General features: G+C 66.3%; 14 protein-coding genes and 1 pseudogene. 7 read left to right on the top strand and 8 right to left on the bottom strand.

Translation table 11 applies throughout. The features are described from left to right. Positions 1-12: 12 nt before the first annotated feature. From BM345_RS10170 to BM345_RS10150, 5 genes are all read right to left on the bottom strand, one after another. Positions 13-2,121, bottom strand: a complete 2,109-nt coding sequence (locus tag BM345_RS10170) for a site-2 protease family protein (RefSeq protein ID WP_093378739.1) — start codon at positions 2,119-2,121, stop codon at positions 13-15. Between the two features lie 14 nt (positions 2,122-2,135). Next, positions 2,136-3,485, bottom strand: coding sequence for an efflux RND transporter periplasmic adaptor subunit (locus BM345_RS10165; protein ID WP_254789673.1), 1,350 nt, complete (start codon positions 3,483-3,485; stop codon positions 2,136-2,138). Beyond that, a complete protein-coding gene (locus tag BM345_RS10160; RefSeq protein ID WP_254789672.1) occupies positions 3,482-4,300 on the bottom strand; it encodes an efflux RND transporter periplasmic adaptor subunit in 819 nt (272 codons plus the stop codon). Before BM345_RS10160 ends, BM345_RS10165 begins: the two co-directional genes overlap by 4 nt. Beyond that, positions 4,300-5,829 (bottom strand): TolC family protein, encoded by a 1,530-nt coding sequence (locus BM345_RS10155; RefSeq protein ID WP_093378736.1) that lies wholly within the window; start codon positions 5,827-5,829, stop codon positions 4,300-4,302. The genes BM345_RS10160 and BM345_RS10155 overlap by 1 nt, the downstream gene beginning before the upstream one ends. A 176-nt stretch (positions 5,830-6,005) precedes the next feature. Further along, on the bottom strand, positions 6,006-6,515 hold the full coding sequence (locus tag BM345_RS10150; RefSeq protein ID WP_093378734.1) for an Lrp/AsnC ligand binding domain-containing protein: 510 nt from the start codon (positions 6,513-6,515) through the stop codon (positions 6,006-6,008). Between the two features lie 74 nt (positions 6,516-6,589). On the opposite strand from BM345_RS10150, the gene putA reads away from it, so the two are divergent. Then, positions 6,590-10,363 carry a trifunctional transcriptional regulator/proline dehydrogenase/L-glutamate gamma-semialdehyde dehydrogenase gene (gene putA, locus BM345_RS10145; protein WP_254789691.1) on the top strand — a complete coding sequence of 1,258 codons (3,774 nt, stop codon included), beginning with the start codon at positions 6,590-6,592 and terminating at the stop codon, positions 10,361-10,363. 68 nt (positions 10,364-10,431) lie between these two features. Here putA and BM345_RS30740 read toward each other — a convergent pair. Further along, positions 10,432-10,551: pseudogene (locus BM345_RS30740) on the bottom strand (LuxR C-terminal-related transcriptional regulator); the annotation flags it as partial. Positions 10,552-10,806: 255 nt separating this feature from the next. Between BM345_RS30740 and BM345_RS10135 the strand changes: the two are divergent. The 6 genes from BM345_RS10135 to BM345_RS10115 all read left to right on the top strand — a co-directional run bounded on the left by BM345_RS10135 (position 10,807) and on the right by BM345_RS10115 (position 18,274). Next, positions 10,807-13,395: a type VI secretion system Vgr family protein gene (locus BM345_RS10135; protein ID WP_093378729.1), complete on the top strand. Its 2,589-nt coding sequence runs from the start codon at positions 10,807-10,809 to the stop codon at positions 13,393-13,395. 10 nt (positions 13,396-13,405) lie between these two features. Beyond that, positions 13,406-14,176 (top strand): DUF4123 domain-containing protein, encoded by a 771-nt coding sequence (locus tag BM345_RS10130; RefSeq protein WP_093378726.1) that lies wholly within the window; start codon positions 13,406-13,408, stop codon positions 14,174-14,176. A 961-nt stretch (positions 14,177-15,137) separates the two neighbouring features. Next, positions 15,138-15,722 (top strand): DUF3304 domain-containing protein, encoded by a 585-nt coding sequence (locus BM345_RS29665; RefSeq protein ID WP_175544962.1) that lies wholly within the window; start codon positions 15,138-15,140, stop codon positions 15,720-15,722. 26 nt (positions 15,723-15,748) lie between these two features. Beyond that, positions 15,749-17,575: a T6SS phospholipase effector Tle1-like catalytic domain-containing protein gene (locus BM345_RS10125; protein ID WP_093378724.1), complete on the top strand. Its 1,827-nt coding sequence runs from the start codon at positions 15,749-15,751 to the stop codon at positions 17,573-17,575. Further along, positions 17,572-18,021, top strand: a complete 450-nt coding sequence (locus tag BM345_RS10120; RefSeq protein ID WP_093378722.1) for a hypothetical protein — start codon at positions 17,572-17,574, stop codon at positions 18,019-18,021. The genes BM345_RS10125 and BM345_RS10120 overlap by 4 nt, the downstream gene beginning before the upstream one ends. Next, entirely contained in the window at positions 18,014-18,274 is a 261-nt protein-coding gene (locus tag BM345_RS10115; protein ID WP_093378720.1) for a PAAR domain-containing protein, read from the top strand. The genes BM345_RS10120 and BM345_RS10115 overlap by 8 nt, the downstream gene beginning before the upstream one ends. A 57-nt stretch (positions 18,275-18,331) precedes the next feature. On the opposite strand, the gene BM345_RS10110 is transcribed toward BM345_RS10115, so the two are convergent. Together BM345_RS10110 and BM345_RS10105 are read right to left on the bottom strand one after the other, a co-directional pair. Further along, positions 18,332-18,967: a response regulator transcription factor gene (locus BM345_RS10110; RefSeq protein WP_093378718.1), complete on the bottom strand. Its 636-nt coding sequence runs from the start codon at positions 18,965-18,967 to the stop codon at positions 18,332-18,334. Beyond that, the gene (locus BM345_RS10105; protein WP_093378716.1) at positions 18,964-19,872 is read right to left on the bottom strand and encodes a sensor histidine kinase; all 909 of its coding nucleotides are present in this window, start codon (positions 19,870-19,872) and stop codon (positions 18,964-18,966) included. Before BM345_RS10105 ends, BM345_RS10110 begins: the two co-directional genes overlap by 4 nt. Positions 19,873-19,913: the final 41 nt, after the last annotated feature.

Below are 19,913 nucleotides of genomic sequence, written 5' to 3'. Positions count from 1 at the left end.
GGCACGCCCACATCAGAAGCCGCTCTCGCGCCGCAGCACGGCCAGCACGTTGATCGCACTCTTGGCCAGCAGGCTGCTGCGTGTGCCGTCGATCTGCAGTTGGCCGCGCGTCTCCTGCCGCGCTGGCGGTGCTTCGTCCAACTGCACCAGCACGTGGAAGAGGGCTGGCGTGGGCACCAGGGCCTCTTCCCGCCGGGTGGTGGCCAAAGGCCCGCCATGGCGTGAAGACAGCATGGGGTGCTCCAGCTGCGCAACGCGCGTGCTGCCGATGGCCCGCACCCGGCCCTCGATGGGACGCACCTGCCCCTCAGGATAGAAGCGCACCTGGGCACCCACGTCGATGCGGTGCACCTCGTCGGGCTTCACGTAGGCATCGACCTGCCAGTTCGCCGGGTCGTAGAGCACGCCCAGCGAAGTGCGAACGCCGGTCCACTGGCCGGCCTGCCAGTCCGGATCGACGTCGCGCCACAGGCCGTCGAAGGGTGCCTGCAGGTTCAGGCGCTCGATTTCCGAGCGCGCGGCGCGGCTCTCCTGCACCTGCACGTCCAGCCGTTCGCGCGTCGCGGCCTCCTCGCGCAGGCCATCCGGCTCGGCCAGCAGTCCCAGCAGGCGTGCGTCGTAGCCGCGCGCACCAGCATCGCTTCGCTCCATGCGTTCGACGATGTCGGGCTGCCTCAGGGACACCAGCATGTCGCCCTTCTTCACTTCGCCCACCGGCCGGATCTCGCCGATCAGGGCCGGATACGGGGCGTACACCCGCACCTGCCGCTCGGCGCGGGCCATGCCCCAGGCGTGAACCTGGGTCTGCCAGGGCAGGGCCAGCAGCAACACCAGCAGGAAGAAGAAGCCCGCCAGCGCGAGCCGTCGCGACGCGGACACGGCGCGGCGCCGCATCCACCACTGGCGCATCTCGCGCCACACCGGCAGCACGATGAACCAGGAGATCTCGACCAGGAAGAGGAAGATGCCCAGTGCCTTGAAGAAGAGCAGGTACACCGCCACCGCGATGCCCGCGAACAGCACCAGCCGGTACAGCCAGGTGGCGATGGCGAAGGCCACCAGGGCACGCCGCGTGCGTGGGGCGAAGGGCTCGGGCCAGGGCTCCTCGATGCCCAGCACGCCGCGCCGCAGGGCCGTACGCGCCTGCGCACCCGCCCGTTCGTGCAGGTTGGGAAAGTCCAGCAGGTCCGACAGGATGAAGTAGCCGTCGAAGCGCATGAAGGGACTGGCGTTGAGGGCGAGCGACAGTACCCAGTTGGTGGTAGCCAGGTAGAAGAAGGCATCACGCACCGCGCCCGGCTCAGCCAGGGCCCAGCCCAGCGTTGCCAGGCCAGCGATGGACAGCTCGGTGAGGATGCCCGCGCTCGCAATGGCCAGCCGGGCGCGGGCGCTGCGCAGCTTCCACGCCTCGCCCGTGTCGGTGTAGAGCATGGGCCACAGCACCACGAAGGCGACGCCCATGTGCGCCACCTTCAGGCCCAGGCGCGTGGCCACAAGCGCGTGACCCATCTCATGCAGCGTCTTGCCCACCACCAGCGCCAGGGCGAAGCCCAGCATGCCTTCGGCCGAGAAGGAGTCGAGCACCGCGCTCTTGAAGGCGTCCCACTGGTGCGCGACCAGCACCAGGCCCAGGAGACCCAGTGCGAGCACCAGCCAGGCCATGAGGGGATGGAACAGCCAGCCCAGTCGTGCGGCCAGCCATCCGAGCATGCGCTGCGGCCGCACCAGCGGAATGCGGAAGAACAGGTAGTGATGCAGCCAGCCCTTCCAGCTGAGCCACGGACTGCCCTCGCTGCGGGCGCGCAGCCGGTCCGCGGCCTGCGCGCCGGGGCGCAGCAGTTGGTGCTGGGCCAGGAAGTCCCGGAAGGCCAGCACCTGCTCGACGTCGGGCTTGAGCGCGGTCTGGGCGCCGATCTGCTCGCTGATGCGCCGCGCACTCTGGCCCCAGCGCAACAGGCACTCGAACTCGAACCAGCCGATGCGATAGAAGCGGTTGATGACCGTGTCCTGGATCACCCAGCTGGGCTCACCGTCCGCTCCCGCCGCCGCCTCGCCCAGGCGCAGGTCTTCGCGCAGCGGTAGCAACGGCAGGTCGGCGGCCATGGCTGCGGTGTTCAGCATCGGCCGTTCCCTCGTTACCAGCCGAGCCAGGCGCGCGCAGCGGCAATCGGCCGGCGCAGAAGGTAGTAGCCCAGCACCACCCGCTCGCCATAGAGCTTGGCCGTGCCATGCAGACCCAGGCGGCGCGATGCGACCTCGCCGTCGTCGATGCTGGCCAGCAGTCGGTAGGCCACCACGCTCTCGTCGTTGACCCGGGCCTGATAGCTGGTCTCGAGGATCCTGCCATGCAGCGGCTGCAGCGGATAGGCCGTGAGGTAGAGGGTGACCGGCGCGCCCGGCTCCAGGGCGATCGCATCGGCCACCGGCAACTGCACCCGCATCGCCGGCTGCGCCGGATCGGCCACCAGCAGGATGCGCTCTCCGGTCGCCACCGGCTTGCCCAGCCAGTCGTTCGCATCGCCATACACCGCCACGCCGGCGCGCGGCGCGACGACCTGGGTGCGCTCCAGCTGCGCCAGCACGCCCGAGAGTTCGGAGCGGCGCTGCTGCGCCTTGCCGGTGAGCACGGTGAGCTCGCTCTTGCTCTGCGGGTTGTCGAAGGCGCGCTGGCTGGCGGCGATCAGCTCCGCATCGGCCACCGCGACCTCCTTGCGCAGCACCTCGGCGCGGCTGCGCAGCGTCGTCTCGTCCAGCGTGAAGAGAAGGGCGCCATGCTCCACGGGCTGATTGGGTCGCACATGCATGCGGGCGATGACGCCGTCGATGGGCGAGCTGACGATCTGCGCCTGCCGCGAGACGATCTCGGCCGGCGCCAATGCCGTCTGCCGAACCGGCACCAGGAGCAGCGCCGCCAGCAGCGCCACGACCACCAGCACCTGCCGCCGCCCAGGCCGCCAACCCTTGAGGCGCCCTTCGCCGCTCAACGCACCCCAGCAGTAGGACCAGGTCTGGAAGAGGCCCTGCATCAGCGGCACCAGGTTCTCCTGCACCGGCTCTTCGAGCAGGAACACCACCAGGCCCAGGCGCTGCCCGTTCCTGCCGTGGATGGGCACGCACCAGGCGCCCGGCGGCCACCACTCGGCCCAGCCATCAGACACCTCGGGGGGCGGGCCGAGCGACTCGCGCGCCAGCCAGGCGGGTTCGATGTCCGTCATTTGCCGTCCCAGCCAGGGCATCGCGCGACGCAGCCACACCAGATAGGGCGAGTCCTCCTGAGGCTTGGCCAGGCCCGAGACGCACAGCAGATCGAAGCTGCCGCCGGGCCGCTGCGCGAACACCAGGGCCTGGCGGAATCGCAACAGCGGATATGCATCGTTGGCGATGCTGAAGGCCAGCGCATTGAGCGACTCAGCCGCCATGGCCTTGTCGCGCAACTCGGCCAGGGCCAGCAGCAACTGCGAGGGGATCTGGACCCGGTCGTTCACTGCGAACCGATGCTTGGAAAACGCGCCACGCCGCTCATGCCGGCGATGAGCTCGGGGTAGGCCTCGTCCAGGCGCGCCTCCAGCTCGACCGTCTGCGCCACCGCGTCGACGCGTGCATTGATGGCCGTGACCCTGGCCGGATAGGTCTTGCCGGTCTCGATGATGCTCACCTTGAATGCCTGGCCCGGCTTGAGCTGCCTGAGCATGGCCGAGGGCACGTTCAGTCGCACCTTGAGCGCGCTGTCGCTCACGATGTCGAACAGAGGCGCGCCCGCGCTGACCGTCTGGTAGGGCTTCACGTAGACCTTGGCGACGCGGGCGCCAAAGGGCGCGCGCACGAAGCAGTAGCCGGCCTGCGTCACCGCCAGCGCGCGGGCACCGATGGCCTTCTGCAGCTCGGTATTTGCCGTGGAGACCTCGATGTCGCCCACCGCATTGAGGTCGCGCATGGCGCGCTTGGCGTCCAGGTTTTGCCTGGCCTGCGCCAGTTCGGCCTCAGCCACGTTGGCGCGGGCCTGGGCCTCGTTGCACTGCAGCTGCACCAGAAGTGACCCCTTGGGCACCTGACGGCCCAGCGAGGCCTTCAGGTCGCCCAGCGTGCCGGCCATCTGGGCAGACAGGGTGGTCTCCAGTTCGGCCACGAGCAGCACGCGGATGGCCGACGGGTCGATCGCCGCCGGCATGGGCTGCGGCTGCTGCGCCATGGTGGCCGGTGCAAGCAGCCCCAGGCAGGTGGCTGCCAGCAAGGCGGACATGACGTTGGCGAGCCCGGTGCACGAGCTGCGTGGCGCATTGGCTTCGAATCGGCTTTGCATCACTTGGCAATGCTCGGGCTGCCGTCGCCGGGAACCGCGTCGACCAGCTTCTGCGTCTCGACCGTCTGCGTGATGCGTTCGATCTCGCCAGCCAGCGTCTTGAGGTCGTAGTTGTCGATGGTGGCGGGAAATACGTCCAGGCCCACCGAGTTGTACAGCCGCCCCCACGCCGCCTGCGCGGTCGATTGCGCCGCTTCACGCTGGTAGCGCGAGAGCAGGAAGCGGCCCTCGGCACGGATCAGCTCCAGGTCGGAGCCCAGCGAGGTCTTGCGGGCCGAGCGCGCATAGTCCAGCAAGTTGGTGTCCACCGTGAGGCTCTCGTTGGCGAACTGCAGCTCCTGCATCGCCAGCGAGTAGCGCAGCGCCCCGATTCGCACCTGCGTGAGCACCGCCATCGACAGCGCCACGCGGCGCATTTCGTCCGTCTCCATCTGCGACTGCTGGGCCGCGTTGAGCGAGGGGATCTGCAAGAGGCGCAGCAGGTTGATCGACACCTCGATGCCGGCGGCCTGCCAGTGGCTGTTGTAGAGCAGATTGTTCGAGTCGTAGCGCGTCGACAAGTCCACGCCAACGCTGGGCCACAGTTGGGCCTTGGCGATTTCCAGATCGCGCTGGTTCACGCGCTGGCGGTACCACTCCTCCTGGATCTCGGGGCGGCGTACCAGCGAGACCTGCTCAAGCTGGGTGAGGTCCTGGCTGAGCTTGGGCAGCGGCGGATCGGGCACGTCCACCAGTTGCATGGGCTGCGTGGGCGGCAGCGACATCAGGGCGCGCAGCTCTGCCTGGGCGAACTCCAGGTCCTGCCGGCGCTGAGTGAGCAGCGAAATGGAATCGAGCAAGGCGCGCTGGTAGGCCAGGATCTCCTGGCGCGGCAGCAGGCCGCGGTCCTGCGCCTCGCGCGCCTGGCGCAGTGCGTCATTGGTGCGCGCGAGCAGCCCGTCGACCTGCGGTAGCAGGCGCTGGGCGCCGAGCGCGCGCCAATAGGCACTGCGCACGTCCTGCAGCACGTTCTGCGCGACCTTGCGTCGGCGCTCCTCGGCCATCAAGATCTGGTCGGAGCGCTGCGCGGTGCGGTAGTAGGCCACCGCGAAATCCAGCGTGCTCCAGCTCAGGCCCAGGCCGGCGATGGTGTGGTAGCGCTCCTCCGACGTGGAAGGTCGCAGGCTCACCTGCCGATCGATGATGCCGATGGAGGTGCCACCCGAATCGTTGCTGCGCCCGCTGCGAGCCGCCGAGGCCACCAGGCGCGGCAGCATCTCGTGGCTGGACACGTCGCGCAGGTTGGCCGATAACGCGCTTTCCAGCAGCTTGAGCCGGTAGTCCAGGTTGTACTTGAGGGCGCGCGCTGCTGCCTCGTAGAAGGTGATGGAGCCGCTGACCGGCTCCTGCTGCGCGTACATCCGGGTCTGGTCGGCCTTGGCGCGCTCCCGGTTCTGGTCCTCGGTGTAGGGCTGCTCCTTGACCGCGGACGTGCAGGCCGCGAGCAGCAGCAGCGCACAAAGAAAGACCGGCGTCTTCACTCCAGGCATAGGTATCAGCCCCCTTGAATCTCGTTGAGAATCTGCCTCGGCGGTCACGGCAGGGACTCTACGGTCGACCTCGCATGTGCGCCTGGGTATGCGGCCCCGGTTCTATCTTGTCCTTGTCTCGCTGTCCATGCCCCGGGGCCCCGGGGGTCTGCTTCGGGCGCGGCCCGCCGCTTGCATCAGGCCTGCGGCAACGCCAGCTTGGCGGAATTCTTCACCTCCTCCATGACTGCGTAAGTACGGGTCTCGCGCACACCCGGCAATTGCCAGAGCACGGAACCGGCGAATCGCCGGTAGTGGTTCATGTCCGCACTGCGCGTCTTGAGCAGGTAGTCGAAGCCGCCGGCGACCATGTGGCACTCCATGATCTCCGGCTGCACCTGAACTGCCGCCTTGAACTCGTCGAAGACATTGGGGGTGGTGCGGTCCAGGAGGACCTCGACAAACACCAGCATCCCGGCGCCCAGCTTCATCGGGTTCAGGCGCGCTTCGTATCCGAGGATGTAGCCCTCGCGCGTGAGCCGCTGCACGCGGGCCAGGGCCGCAGTGGGAGAGAGACCGACGGCCTGCGCCAACTTCAGGTTGGCCATGCGGCCATCCGACTGCAGGGCAGACAGGATCCGTAGATCCAAGCGGTCCAAGCCGGTCAGGTCGGCTGTTTCCGCTAGTGAATTGTTCTTTGGAATCATTGATATTCGAACAAACATTCGGTTGGACGCGGAGCATTATGCGCATATCCACCGTTAATCCCCGAGGCAACGCCATGCCCCCCGCCGCCGCCCATTTCGACCCCGCTTCGCTCTTCCGCGGCCTTGCCGAAGCGACCCGTGACAACTCTGAACTGCGAGAGCGAATCACCCGCGCCTATCGCCGGCCGGAGTCCGAAGCCGTTGCTGAACTGTTGCCCCAGGCCGCGCTGGCACCGGAAGCCCGCAGCCGAGCGAACACATTGGCCTTGAAGCTGGCGGAGCAACTTCGCGGGCGCAAGAATTCCGCCGGGCGCGCCGGGATCGTCCAGGGGCTTTTGCAGGAGTACGCCCTGTCCTCCCAGGAGGGCGTTGCATTGATGTGCCTGGCCGAGGCCTTGCTCCGCATCCCGGACATGGCCACGCGCGATGCGCTGATCCGCGACAAGATCTCCCACGGCCAGTGGCAGGAGCACTCGGGGCGCAGCCCCTCGCTCTTCGTGAATGCGGCCACCTGGGGCTTGTTCCTGACGGGCAAGCTGGTGGCCACGCACAGCGAATCCACCCTGTCGTCCTTGCTCACCCGGCTGATCGCCAAGGGCGGCGAGCCGCTGATCCGCAAGGGCGTGGACATGGCCATGCGCATGATGGGCGAGCAGTTTGTCACCGGCGAGACCATCAAGGACGCACTGGAGCACGCGCGCGACTTCGAAGCGCAGGGCTTTCGCTACTCCTACGACATGCTGGGCGAGGCGGCCATGACGGCTGCGGATGCGGACCGGTACCGCCACGCGTACGAGCAAGCCATCCATGCGATCGGCAAGGCGTCCAACGGGCGCGGCGTGTACGGGGGGCCCGGCATCTCGATCAAGCTGTCCGCGCTGCATCCGAGGTATACCCGCGCGCAACAGGGCCGGGTGATGCACGAGCTTTACCCGGTCGTGCGAAGCCTGGTGCTGCTGGCCAAGCGCTACGACATCGGCCTGAACATCGACGCGGAAGAGGCCGATCGACTGGAGTTGTCGCTGGACCTGCTGGAGAAGTTGTGCCTCGAGCCCGACCTGGCCGGCTGGAACGGCATCGGCTTCGTCATCCAGGCCTACCAGAAGCGCTGTCCCTTCGCCATCGACTACGTGATTGGTCTTGCTCGACGCAGCCGGCGCCGACTGATGGTCCGCCTGGTGAAAGGCGCCTACTGGGACAGCGAGATCAAGCGTGCCCAGGTCGATGGGCAGGACGGCTTTCCGGTCTACACGCGCAAGGTCTACACCGACGTGTCCTACCTGGCCTGCGCCCGCAAGCTGCTCGCAGCGCCTGCCGAGGTCTATCCGCAGTTCGCCACGCACAACGCCCACACGATGGCTGCGATCTACACGCTGGCAGACCCGGACCGCTACGAACCGGGCCAGTACGAGTTCCAGTGCCTGCACGGCATGGGCGAGCCGCTTTACGAGCAGGTGGTCGGGCGCACGGAGGACGGGAAGCTCGGGCGACCGTGCCGGATCTACGCGCCGGTCGGAACGCACGAGACCCTGCTGGCCTACCTGGTACGGAGGCTTCTCGAGAACGGTGCCAACACTTCCTTCGTCAACCGGATTGCCGACCCCACCATCCCGCTGGAAGCGCTGGTCGAAGACCCGGTTGTCGCGGTGGAACGCATGGCCAGGGAGGAGGGCGCACTGGGCCTTCCCCATCCTTCCATTCCAAGTCCTCTTGATCTCTACGGGGATGCTCGCCGCAACTCTGCAGGACTGGACCTGTCGAACGAAGGCACCTTGCAGGCCCTGGAGCGATTGCTGGTGCAGGAAGCATCGGCACAGTGGTTCTCCCAGCCCATGCTGGCCGAACCCGTGACGATTGCCGGCGAGACATGGGCGCCGGTGGTGAATCCGGCCGACCGTCGGGACGTCGTCGGCAAGGTGCGGGAAGCCAGCGAGGCCGAGATCGACAGCGCCTTGCAAGCCGCGACCCGGTTTGCCCCCGCCTGGGCAGACACGCCCGCCGGGCAACGCGCAGAGGCGCTCGAGCGCGCTGCAGATGCCCTGCAGCAGAGCCTGCCGCGCCTTCTGGGCCTGCTGGCCCGCGAGGCCGGCAAGACCTATTCGAACGGCATCGCCGAGGTGCGCGAGGCCATCGACTTCCTGCGCTTCTACGCCGCACAGGCGCGCGCCGACTTCGACAGCAGCATGCACAGGCCGCTTGGCCCGGTGCTGTGCATCAGCCCGTGGAACTTCCCGCTAGCCATCTTCGTCGGGCAGATCTGCGCGGCGCTTGCCGCCGGCAACCCAGTGCTGGCCAAGCCGGCCGAGCAGACTTCGCTGATCGCCGCCGAAGCTGTGCGGCTGCTGCGCGAGGCGGGCGTCCCGCCTGCTGCGCTGCAATTGCTTCCCGGCGATGGGTCCGTCGTCGGCGCGCGCCTGGTTGCGGATGCACGCGTACATGGCGTGATGTTCACCGGCTCGACCGAGGTGGCGCGCCTTCTCCAGCGCGCGCTTGCCGGCCGTCTCGGCCCCGCGGGCTCGCCGGTGCCGCTCATCGCGGAGACTGGCGGGCAGAACGCAATGATCGTGGACTCCTCGGCCCTGGTCGAGCAGGTGGTTGCCGACGTCATGGTTTCGGCCTTCGATAGCGCGGGCCAACGGTGCTCGGCGCTGCGGGTCCTCTGCGTGCAGGAGGACGTGGCTGACCGCCTGCTGGACATGCTGCGCGGCGCGATGGGCGAGGCGACCGTCGGAAATCCGGCCTTGCTGCGTACGGACGTGGGTCCAGTCATCGACGCGCAGGCACGCGACGGCATCGAAGCGCATGTGCTGGCCATGCAGGGCCGCGGCCGCCGGGTTCATCGCCTCGGTCGCGGCAATCGCGATGTCCTGGAGGGTGGGACCTACGTGCTTCCGACGCTGATCGAGCTGGACAGCATCTCCGAGCTGAAGCGCGAAGTATTCGGTCCCGTGCTCCATGTCGTCCGTTATGAGCGCGCGGGCCTGCAGAACCTGATGGCCCAGATCGGCGCGACAGGCTACGGCCTGACGATGGGCTTGCACACCCGCATCGACGAGACGATCGGCCAGGTCGTATCGAGCGCCCACGTCGGCAACGTCTACGTGAACCGCAACATGGTGGGCGCGGTCGTCGGCGTGCAACCCTTCGGTGGCGATCGCTTGTCAGGGACGGGGCCCAAGGCTGGTGGGCCGTTGTATCTCTATCGACTGCTCGCAAAAGGCCCTTCGGACGTGCTCGCCCGCGCAGGCGAGCACGGGCTGCCTGGGTCGACAGCGGAAGGCGAGTCCGCCGCTCCGGTGCCGGCGTTCGAGTCGCTGCTGAAATGGATTGCAAAGCACCGCGATCAGCGCGATGCGGCGCAATGCCAGCGCCTGGTGCAGCTGGCGGGCGATCGCAGGGCCCGGGTGGTGATCGGGCCGACTGGCGAGCGCAACGTCTACTCTCTCCTGCCCCGGGAGGCGGTGCTTTGCCTCGCGGCGTCGGAGCAGTCCCTGCTGCTGCAACTGGCTGCCGCGCTGACCGTGCGCTGCCGGGCCATCTGGCCGTCTGCGCCCGGCACGCAGGCACTTCTCGCGAGCCTGCCGCTGGACGTGCAGGAACACATCGCCTTGGCCAAGGACTGGACCCAGCCGGGCGTCGAGTTCGACCTTGCCCTGCACCAGGGCGGCGAGGCCGATCTGCTCGCGGCCCTGGCGCAGCTGGCGCTGCGCGATGGACCCATCGTGAGCCTGCGCCGCTTCGCCGCAGAGTGCGATGACCTTCCCATGGAGGCCCTGGTCATCGAGCGGGCCGTGAGCACCAATACGGCGGCAGCCGGCGGCAATGCGAGCCTGATGACGATTGCCTGACGCGCTGCCTGCGCTGCGGCGGCGAGTTCCGAATCGCTTCCCGGCATTCCGGTGCCGGTGCCCAGCTTCTCCTTGATCTGGCTCTGCAGGTTGGAGACGGTCTTCGGACTCAGGTGCAGCACGCGGGCGCATTCGGCCGAAGACTCGCCGCGTGAAAGCAGGCGTAACACCCCGAACGCGCGCGGCATGAGCATTCCTCTCCTTGTCATGGAAGCACGCGCGACCCGCGGCTCCAGTGCCAGTTGCACGCGGGGTGCCGTGGTCGAACAGGGAAGATTTCCCGGCGTGAACGGGACGCCCTGCCTGTTGGCATTTGTGGCCGGCGGCAATCATGTTTTGCGCCGCTCAGAATGTTTGACGCAGGGCGAGCTTTCGCTACATTCGCGAGTCGGCAGTGCGTCCAGAAGAGACGTGCAAGTGAAAAGAAAGTCAGGGAGGAAAAAATGTCATCACCGGCAGGCATCGGCGCGAGCACGCGCACGCTTCGCATTCACAGCGAAGCAATTCCACTGGTTCAGGGCGCTCCGGTTCTCGAGCCCGTTCGGCTCGCCGGGCGCGAAGGCGTCAACAGCCTTTTCGAATACGAGCTCCGGCTCAAGTCCACCACCGCGTACATCGGGGCAACGAGCGCAGCCGATTTCGACCTCGACGCCTTCCTCGGCCGAGAAATCTCCTGTTCGATCCAGCTCGATGGGGCCGGCGAATTTCGGCCCGGCGCAGTCGGGACGGCCGTGGACCATATAGGCGCAGGCGTCCGCGAGATCAATGCACTCATCACCGATGCGGCCGTCCTCGGCGAAGTCGGCCGCGCTGTGCAGTACAAGCTGACACTGCGCCCGTGGCTGCACCTGGCGACGCTGGAGACCGACTGCAAGGTGTTCCAGAACAAGACCGTCGTCGACATCCTCGACGAGTTGCTCGCCGACTACAACTACCCCGTGGAGAAGCGCCTCTACGGCCTGGATCGCGCAGACGGCCGGCTCTACCCGGTACGCGACTACCAGACCCAGTACAACGAAAGCGACTTCGCCTTCTTCGAGCGCCTGTGCCAGGAATGGGGCATCAGCTATCACTTCGAACACAGCCGGGGGCACCACCGGCTCGTCCTCTGTGACGCGATGGCCGCGTACGGGGAGAACGCGAGCGAAGCCTATCGACAGGTCGAGTTCCATCCTCCCGGCTGGAAGGTGGATGCCGAATACCTGCACAGCTTCACGCCCGAGCACCACCTCACCAGCGGCAGATACACCACCCGCGACTATGACTACACCCGCCCGCGCGCCGACCTGACGCAAACCCGCCAGGAGCCCCGGCCCACGGGCCTGGCCGACGCCGAGGTCTATCACTGGCACCATGCACAAGCCGGCAGCCACTACGCGCAGCCTCGCGCTGGCAGCCACGGCGACACCGACCCGCAGGAAGAAGCCAGGCACCTCGCATTGCTTCGCATGCAAGCCCTGCGCACCCATGGCGCACGGGCCCAGGCCAGCGGCAATCTGCGTGGCATGGTGCCGGGCTGCACGTTCAAGCTCGCGAAGCATCCGCAGGCGCGCGCGAATGCGGAGTATCTGATCCTGGACACGTCGTTCCTGATCGAGGATGTGGCGCAGGAGGCGGGCGACGACGCAAAGCGCTCCCAGCACTGGCAGGTGAGCGTGGACCTCGCGGCCCATCCGATCAGGGAGCCGCTGCGCCCCGCGCTCACGTATGCCAAGCCCCATAGCCCAGGGCCGCAAACGGCCCGTGTCGTCGGCCCCGAGGGACAGAGCCTCTGGACCGATGAATTCGGCCGAATCAAGGTCCAGTTCCCGTGGGACCGCATCGGTCAAAGGAACGAGCACAGCTCTTGCTGGGTCAGGGTTTCCAGCCCATGGGCGGGCAACCAGCTGGGCGGCATGCAGCTCCCCCGCATCGGCCAGGAGGTCATCGTCGACTTCATCGGCGGCGACCCCGACCTGCCGATCTGCACCGGCCGAGTTCACAACCAGTTGAACCTTCCGCCCTGGCAACTGCCTGGCCAATCGGCCCTGAGCGGTTTTCGAAGCAGGGAGCTCACCAAGGAAGGCGGCAACGGCGCGGGCGGGCGGAGCAATCACCTGATCCTCGACGACACCGAGTCGAAGATCCAGGCTCAACTCAAGAGCGACCACAAGCACAGTCAGCTCAGCCTCGGCCACATCACCCGCATCGAGGACAACGCCGGGCGCAAGGACGAACGCGGAGAAGGCTTCGACTTGCGCACGGACGCCCATGGCGCCATCCGCGCCAAGGATGGGCTGTACCTCAGCGCCGAAGGCAGGGAGCAGGCCCGGTCGCACGTCCTGGACATGGGCGAGACGGTGTCGCGGCTGACCCAGGCCCACGACCGGCACGACACCCTCGCCTCGCTGGCCGAGCACCACAAGGCGCAGGAAGCCGGCGAAGACCAGAAGGCTGTCGCCGATGACCTCAAGGCGCAGAACGAGGAAATCAAGGGGACGAGCGAAGGTGGCAAATTCCCGGAGCTCGCACGGCCGCATCTGGTCGCATCCAGCCCCGCAGGCATCGAGACCAGCACGGGCGGCACGACTCACATCGCCAGCGGCGAACACACGGCGATCACCAGCGGGGCGCACACCAGCATCGCGAGCGCACGGAGCTTTTTTGCGAGCGCGCTGGATGCCGTCTGCCTGTTCGCCTACAAGGCGGGCGTGCGCATCTTCGCAGGCAAGGGCGCGGTGCAGATCCAGGCGCAGGACGACCGGATCGAACTGATCGCCAAGCGGGCCATCGAACTCATCAGCGAGTCGGACTGGATCCGGCTCAAGGCGAGAAAAGGCATCTCGTTCGAGGTGCCCGGACACTCGTTCACGATGACCGACACCAAAGGGTTCGAGGCGTTGACCGGCCAGGCCTTCCATATCTGGTCTTCCGACTTCCAGACCTTCGGCCCCAAGGCACCGCCCACAGCCTTGCCGATCCTGCCCGAGAGCACCTGCATTCCGTGCATGCTGAAGGCCGCGCGCGCTGGCAGCCCCACCTCCGCGATCTGAGGCGCGGCGCATGAATGGCTACATCCTCATGGATGGCGCGATGATCCATCACGCCGTCAGCACCTCGAAGTGGTTCGCCTCGCCAAGCCCCATGTTTGCTCCCTTGATGCCCAAGACGGAGCAGCACCTTGCGGGCCCCATCCTCATCTCGGAGGAAGTCGCGCTGGAGCTCCCAAACAAGGCCGAGATCCTGCGGCTGATCGACTGCTACCCGCGCCGCCTGCACATCGCATTTCTTCAGTCATCCGCAACGCTCGAAGAACTGGCGCAGCATCTGCGCCACTACGTCTATTTCGCCGACGACACGGGCTTGGCGTATGGCCTGCGCATCGGGGACTCTCGCGTCATGGCGTACCTGCCACAAGTGCTTGCCCCAGACCAATGGGACGCCATCACCGGACCGCTCGCCAGGTGGGCAGTTCACAAGCGAGAAGGCGAGACTTATGAGCTCTCGCTCAGCGAGTCGCGCCTGCAACGCACGCAGCCTCCACAGCCGCTACGCCTCACCGACGAGCAGGTCGGGCGCCTGATGGACGAGGGCGAGCCGGATGTCCTGCTGCATCACATCGGGAAGGACGTCGGCCTCGGCGAAGAGAAATTCGCGCTGAGCCGCTATGAGGCCGCGTGCAAATGCATCCGTCATTGGAAGGCCAGCGGAAGCACGGACAGAAGGGTGCTTGTCGACTTTCTGAGGCAGCTCTTCAACGAGGGCACGCAATACCGGAACGACGAGGCGTTCATGCACAGCCTGTTGGGTACGGCCGCTGCGAATGTGCGATGACAACGACGGGTGGCTGTTCAATGAGTGCAGTTGCGATCCAGCAGCGCGACGCTGCTCAGGGAGCATGGAGAAACCATCCAGAGAAGCGACGCGACGGTCTACGTGCTCTCGCCAGCGAGAAGCCGCACCCGGCCGGAGGCAGCAGGACAACCGACGGGCGCAATCACGACATGAGGAAATCGAAGACCTTTTCTTCGGAGCCGCAGCGAGCCAGAGCCCGAAGATGGCAGTTCGAAGTGGGTCGCCGGAAGTGTGCGGCTGTTGCGGCCTTGACGGTCGCTTCATTTTTCGCGGGTTGCGCGAGCACGGCCGACGACCTTGTGCCTGATAAAGACAAGGTCGGTGTGCCCATCGGGCTTGTGACTCACTACGGATCGTGGATCGGAGTTCCTGACGCCTATCTCGACGGGGAGCCGATCACAAGCGTATCCGGGTGGGGGCAGAGCGGAAGCCTGTGCTGCCTGCTGCTGCCGCGCGAGATCCCAAAAGAACGAATGATGGTCAGGGTGCGCTGGATTACCTATCGAAGCAATGTCGAAGAGAAGCTGGAGCATGACGTTACTGTGCCCGTGAACTTCGCGGTTGCACCCGGCAAAGGTGGCTCGGGGCTATACGTGCATCTGTTGCCGGGTCATAAGGCAGAAGTCTGGTACTCGGGCCCGATGCCAGGAAGCACGTTGTACCTAGGTCCTGCGTATCCGAAGGGGCCGGCCCCAGTCTACGAACCTGTGCCCGGCGAGAAACCGCAACCGACGAGCGACAACTAAGAAAGCCAAAGGGAGCAACTACAACCATGAGCACATTCAAGACCGTTCTCCAGCCCGCGGACGTGAAATGTCCATCTTCGCTTGCGCAATGCAGTCCACAGCAATGCGAAACCACGATGAACATACGACCGAAGAATAGACGCGTTCAATACGGTCGCCCTGGTGAATGCCATTGGAGCAGGGCGGAGGCTCCGATGAGCACGCTCGGGACCTTTCGACCGTCACATCCAACAGGAGCCAAGAGATCCTTCATCGATATTGTCCGTTGCATCCTGGCGACCATAGCGGCGGCTCTAATAGTTGCGGGCTGTTCGAACACGGCCTATGACCTTGTGCCCGACAAGAACAAGATGGGTGTGCCGGTCGGCGTAGTGACGCACTACGGTTCCAAGATCGGGTTGCCAGACATTTATCTGGACGGGCATTGGCTCGGAAGCGCGGCGGGCTGGGGAGGGGGCACCGCGGGACGATGTTGCGCACTGTTGCCACGCGAGATTCCCAATGGGCCAGTGATGGTCAAGGTGAAGTGGATCACCTATCGCAGCAATGTCGAAGAGAAGCTGGAGCACGAGGCGACTGTGCCTGTGAACTTTGCCGTCAGACCTGGAGATAGTTCGGGCGTATACGTCCACTTGTTGCCTGGCCATAAGGCAGAAGTGTGGGTGAGTTGGCCGGCCCCGGGAAGCACTGAGTACCCCGGGCCTGCCTATCCGCGAGGCCCAGCAAAGGTCTACGCGCCTTTGCCCGGCGAGAAGCCGCAACCCACAAGCGACGACTAAGACACCCTAAGGGAGTAATCACAACCATGAGCACATTCAAGACCGTTCTACAGCCCGCGGACGTGAAATGTCTGCCTTCGCTCGCGCATTGCCGTCCACATGAATGCGAGTTCACGCTGAACATCGGACTTTTCTTCGACGGCACAGACAACAACCGACAGAAGCCGGAAGAGGTCGCAAACCCTGGACTGAATACCAACGTGACAAGGCTCTGGCAGGTCTATCGCGATGATCCCAATGAGGGGCACTTTCCGCATTACGTTTCAGGCGTCGGCACACCCTTCTACGAACTTGACAAAGAGGAAGCCGAATCCTTTGGTGGACCGGGCGGCGCTGGCGGCGAGGCTCGCATCCTCTATGGGCTGTTGCAGGTCGTCAATTCGGTGCACCAGTTCATCAACAATCAAAAACTGCGTTTCCGAGTTGAGCAACTCGCTGCCTTGTGTTCAACGGCCCGTGTTCCAACTCCCAACGCGGAAAGCCCCACCCAGCAGCCGCCCCGCATGACGCCCGAACAGCAGATCCTCGATTCCCTCGATCTGCCCTACGGCCTCGTCGGCGCGGACGACCGCACCAGCTTCGGCGCGAAGATCAAGGGCGAGCGCCACAAGTTCTTTTCCCGGATCCGCCAGGAACTGACCCAGCAGGTGCTCGCGCGCAAGACGCTCCCGAGGATCGGCGCGATCTACATCGATGTCTTCGGATTCAGCCGGGGCGCAGCACAAGCTCGCGTGTTCTCGAACTGGCTGCACGAGTACATGCTGATGGGAGGCCAGCTGTTCGGCGCGCCGAGCTACGTTCGCATGCTGGGTCTGTTCGATACCGTCGCTTCGGTAGGCCTGACCAATGCCATCGGAAGCAGCGGCCACAACGCATGGGCCACGGAAAAAAACCTGCTGATCGACCCCGAGGTCAAGAACTGCGTGCACTATGTGGCCCTGCATGAGCTGCGCACCAACTTCCCCTTGGACAGCGTGGCACGGGCCGACGGCCTCATTCCGGTCAACTCCCATGAGCACCATTGCCCCGGCGCGCACAGCGATGTAGGTGGCGGTTATGCCGCGGGCGACCAGGGCAAGGGCGTTCGTCTTCAGGCGGACGACCCGCGTCAAGCCGGGCTCAGCCCCGTCAAGGACGATCAGCGCCTGCTCTCCCTGCTGCCGCTCAACGAGATGTACCGCGCGGCATTGAAATCGTGCTCCGGGCACGAAGACATCCCGTGGATCAACATCTATATGCAGAAGGCCAAGGACCAGGGGTTGTGGGCGCGCTTCGGCCTGGACGGTCTCGACGATGTCCGGGCGGCGGTCGCCTCCTACTTCGAGCAGGCGGGCGTGCCGACCAGCCCGAGTCCCGACACCCGCGACGCGCTGCGTCAACATGGCTTGCGCTATCTGGCGTGGCGTTTGAAGGTCACCCAGGAGAAGCGCTTCGAGAAGCTGGACAGCGTGCGCTACGCCTATCGCTTCGACACCAAGGGGTTGGAGTACTACCGGCAGGGGCAGTCCTTGTTCAGCAGCCAGATCGGATTGCTGGAGAGGGGCGAACCGGCAATCAATCTTTTCGACAGCAAGACCACCTATCAGGGCTTCAATCGCCACGCACCGGAAATCCTCAAGGATATGAAGCGGATGAAGATCGGGCCTGCGCTGGAAGAGTTCTTCGATCGATGGGTGCACGACTCCTACGCGGGCTTCATCGGGAAGTTCAAGGAGAACGGAGGCAATACGGTCCATCTGGCCGCGGAGGCGCAGCGCTACGTGCGCTGGCGCGAGCTCTATCAAGGCAGCAACGAAGGGCTCAACGCGCTCTTGCAGCCCGGCGTGGATGGCAAGGCAGCGAGGTCCGCATGAGCGACCAGCGAAAAGGCGGTGCGAACGATGACGACGACGTCATACGCGTTGGCGATGTCAAACCCGGCGAGCCGGCGCAGATCTACCTGACGCCCTATGGGGTGGTCGTCAACCAGGTGGGCGGCGCTACCTGGCATGCAGCGCACGGCAGCACGATGACGCTGCACGCCGACAACAGTGTCGAGATCAGGAATCCGACGGTGAGGCGCATCGAGATCGACGACGCGCTTCTGATCGTGGACTACCGGATGATGCGGACTCCGGATACGACTTCGCACGTAATGGAATTCGAGGGCGGAGGCGTGTTCGCCTATCTGCAGGACGGGCAGGGGAAGGTGATCGAGATGGCCCTGCGTGGCGGCGCGTACATGAAGGCCGATTGGAGCGGCAACCTGCGCATCTTCGGCTGCGCGCCCGATACCGACGCCGAGGCCGCCCATGCGTGACGAGCACGGCAGGCCCGCCGTTCGCTTAGGCGACACGACCGACCATGGCGGCGAAGTGATCACCGCGCTGGACATCCACGTCCACGGGCGGCGGGTCGCCGCCCAAGACTGCCTGACGCGCTGTCCTCGTTGCGGCGGCGAGTTCAGGATCATTCCCCGGCTGTCCGGTGCCAGGCACAAGGGGCGAATACTGGCGTTCGACGGGGATCTCACGGAGTGCGGGGCGAAACTGATCTCGAGCCTGAGGACTTGAGTCGAGCCTGACCCTGCTCGCGCCATGCAGTGGCGCGGAGCAATGTCCGGTTGTCCCTCAGGTATTGCCAGGGGGTATCAACCCATGGCTGATCGCCAGGTGCGCCATCGCGGCGCTGGTGCCGGTGCCCAGCTTCTCCTTGATCTGGCTCTGCAGGTTGGAGATGGTCTTGGGGCTCAGGTGCAGCACGCGGGCGCATTCGGCGGGCGACTCGCCGCGCGAGAGCAGGCGGAACACCTCGAACTCGCGCGGGGTGAGTTGCGCGAAGGCGGGCGCGCGCGCGGCACTGTGCAGCCAGTGCTGCGGCAGGCCGGGGCTCAGGTAGCGCCGGCTGGCCAGGGCGCTGTGCACCGCCTCGATCAGGCTGTCGGGCGCGCAGCTCTTGGAGACGAAACCCAGCGCGCCCAGCTCGAAGGCGCGGTGCACCAGCATCTCGCTGTCGTGCATGCTGAAGACCAGCGTGCGCGCCTGCGCCGAGCGCTCGCGCAGCCGGTGGATCAGGTCCAGGCCGCTGCTGCCGGGCAGTGCGACGTCGGTGATGGTGATGTCGGGCTCGTGCGCGACGAAGTGGGCGTAGGCCTCGTCCACGCTGCCGGCCTGGGCCACCACCGTCATGTCGCCGTCCTGCTCGAGCAGGTGCTGGTAGCCGGTGCGCACCACCGGATGGTCGTCGACCAGGAGCAGCCGGATCATGCGGCCAGGCCCACGCCGGCCGCCACCTGCAGCGGCAGGTGCATGCGCACCTGCGTGCCGCAGCCGGGCGCGCTGCGGGTCTCGAAGCTGCCGCCCAGCGCCGCGGCACGCTCGGTCGCGCCCAGCAGGCCGAAGCCTTTCGATGGAGCGTGCGCGGCCAGGCCGCGGCCGTCGTCCTGCACGTGGAGCACCACGCTGTCGGGCGTGGCCACCAGGGCGATCTCCACCTGTGTGGCCTGCGCATGCCGCATCACGTTGACCAGTGCCTCCTGCGCCACGCGGTAGATGGTGGTGTCCATGGCCTCGCCGCAGCGGCGCAGTTCGCCCTGCGGGTGGAAGCGGCAGGCCACGCCGCTGCGCGAGGCCCAGTCGTCGCACAGGGATTGCAGGGCGGCGACCAGGCCGAGTTCGTCCAGCTCGGCCGGGCGCAGCCGGCGCAACAGGCGGCGCACGCCGGCCTGCAGCAGTTCGGCCGACGAAGCGGCGCGCCTAGCGGCCGCGCCGATCTGCTCGAGCGACTGCGCGCGCTGGATGTAGGTGGCCTCGATGCGGATGGCGGTGCAGTGCTGGGCCAGCTCGTCATGCAACTCGCGTGCGAGGGACTGTCGCTCGCTGTCCTGGACCGCGATCAGCTGCTGCGTCAGCTCGCGGTTGCGCGCCAGGAGGCGCGCGGCTTCGTTGCGGCGCCGCCAGGCGTACCAGGCCAGCGTGACGGAGAGCACCAGCAGGGCCAGCGGAATCTCGTCGACCTGCCACTTCTCCAGGCGGGCGGTGAGGTGGGCCATGCGCTCGTGCAGCTCGAAGCGGGTTGCCAGCACGAAGGTCGCGAGCGGCAGCAGCACGACCCACAACAGGTCGCTGCGGCCGGCGCGGCCAGGCGCCGGGATGGGTCCGGGAACTTTCATGGCGTGGTCTCCACTTGCCGTTGGCACGCACGAATAAACAA

The organism is Variovorax sp. OV329 (assembly GCF_900114785.1).
Taxonomy (GTDB): Bacteria; Pseudomonadota; Gammaproteobacteria; order Burkholderiales; family Burkholderiaceae_C; genus Variovorax.
Note: the sequence above shows the minus strand (reverse complement) of the source record. Positions and strands in the feature narration are given on the sequence as shown.

Coding starts and splice junctions, on each gene's coding strand:
- BM345_RS10170 (WP_093378739.1), bottom strand. CDS start 2,121: ATGCTGAACACCGCAGCCATGGCCGCCGACCTGCCGTTGCTACCGCTG.
- BM345_RS10160 (WP_254789672.1), bottom strand. CDS start 4,300: ATGCAAAGCCGATTCGAAGCCAATGCGCCACGCAGCTCGTGCACCGGG.
- BM345_RS10155 (WP_093378736.1), bottom strand. CDS start 5,829: ATGCCTGGAGTGAAGACGCCGGTCTTTCTTTGTGCGCTGCTGCTGCTC.
- BM345_RS10150 (WP_093378734.1), bottom strand. CDS start 6,515: ATGATTCCAAAGAACAATTCACTAGCGGAAACAGCCGACCTGACCGGC.
- putA (WP_254789691.1), top strand. CDS start 6,590: ATGCCCCCCGCCGCCGCCCATTTCGACCCCGCTTCGCTCTTCCGCGGC.
- BM345_RS10135 (WP_093378729.1), top strand. CDS start 10,807: ATGTCATCACCGGCAGGCATCGGCGCGAGCACGCGCACGCTTCGCATT.
- BM345_RS10130 (WP_093378726.1), top strand. CDS start 13,406: ATGAATGGCTACATCCTCATGGATGGCGCGATGATCCATCACGCCGTC.
- BM345_RS29665 (WP_175544962.1), top strand. CDS start 15,138: ATGAGCACGCTCGGGACCTTTCGACCGTCACATCCAACAGGAGCCAAG.
- BM345_RS10125 (WP_093378724.1), top strand. CDS start 15,749: ATGAGCACATTCAAGACCGTTCTACAGCCCGCGGACGTGAAATGTCTG.
- BM345_RS10120 (WP_093378722.1), top strand. CDS start 17,572: ATGAGCGACCAGCGAAAAGGCGGTGCGAACGATGACGACGACGTCATA.
- BM345_RS10115 (WP_093378720.1), top strand. CDS start 18,014: ATGCGTGACGAGCACGGCAGGCCCGCCGTTCGCTTAGGCGACACGACC.
- BM345_RS10110 (WP_093378718.1), bottom strand. CDS start 18,967: ATGATCCGGCTGCTCCTGGTCGACGACCATCCGGTGGTGCGCACCGGC.
- BM345_RS10105 (WP_093378716.1), bottom strand. CDS start 19,872: ATGAAAGTTCCCGGACCCATCCCGGCGCCTGGCCGCGCCGGCCGCAGC.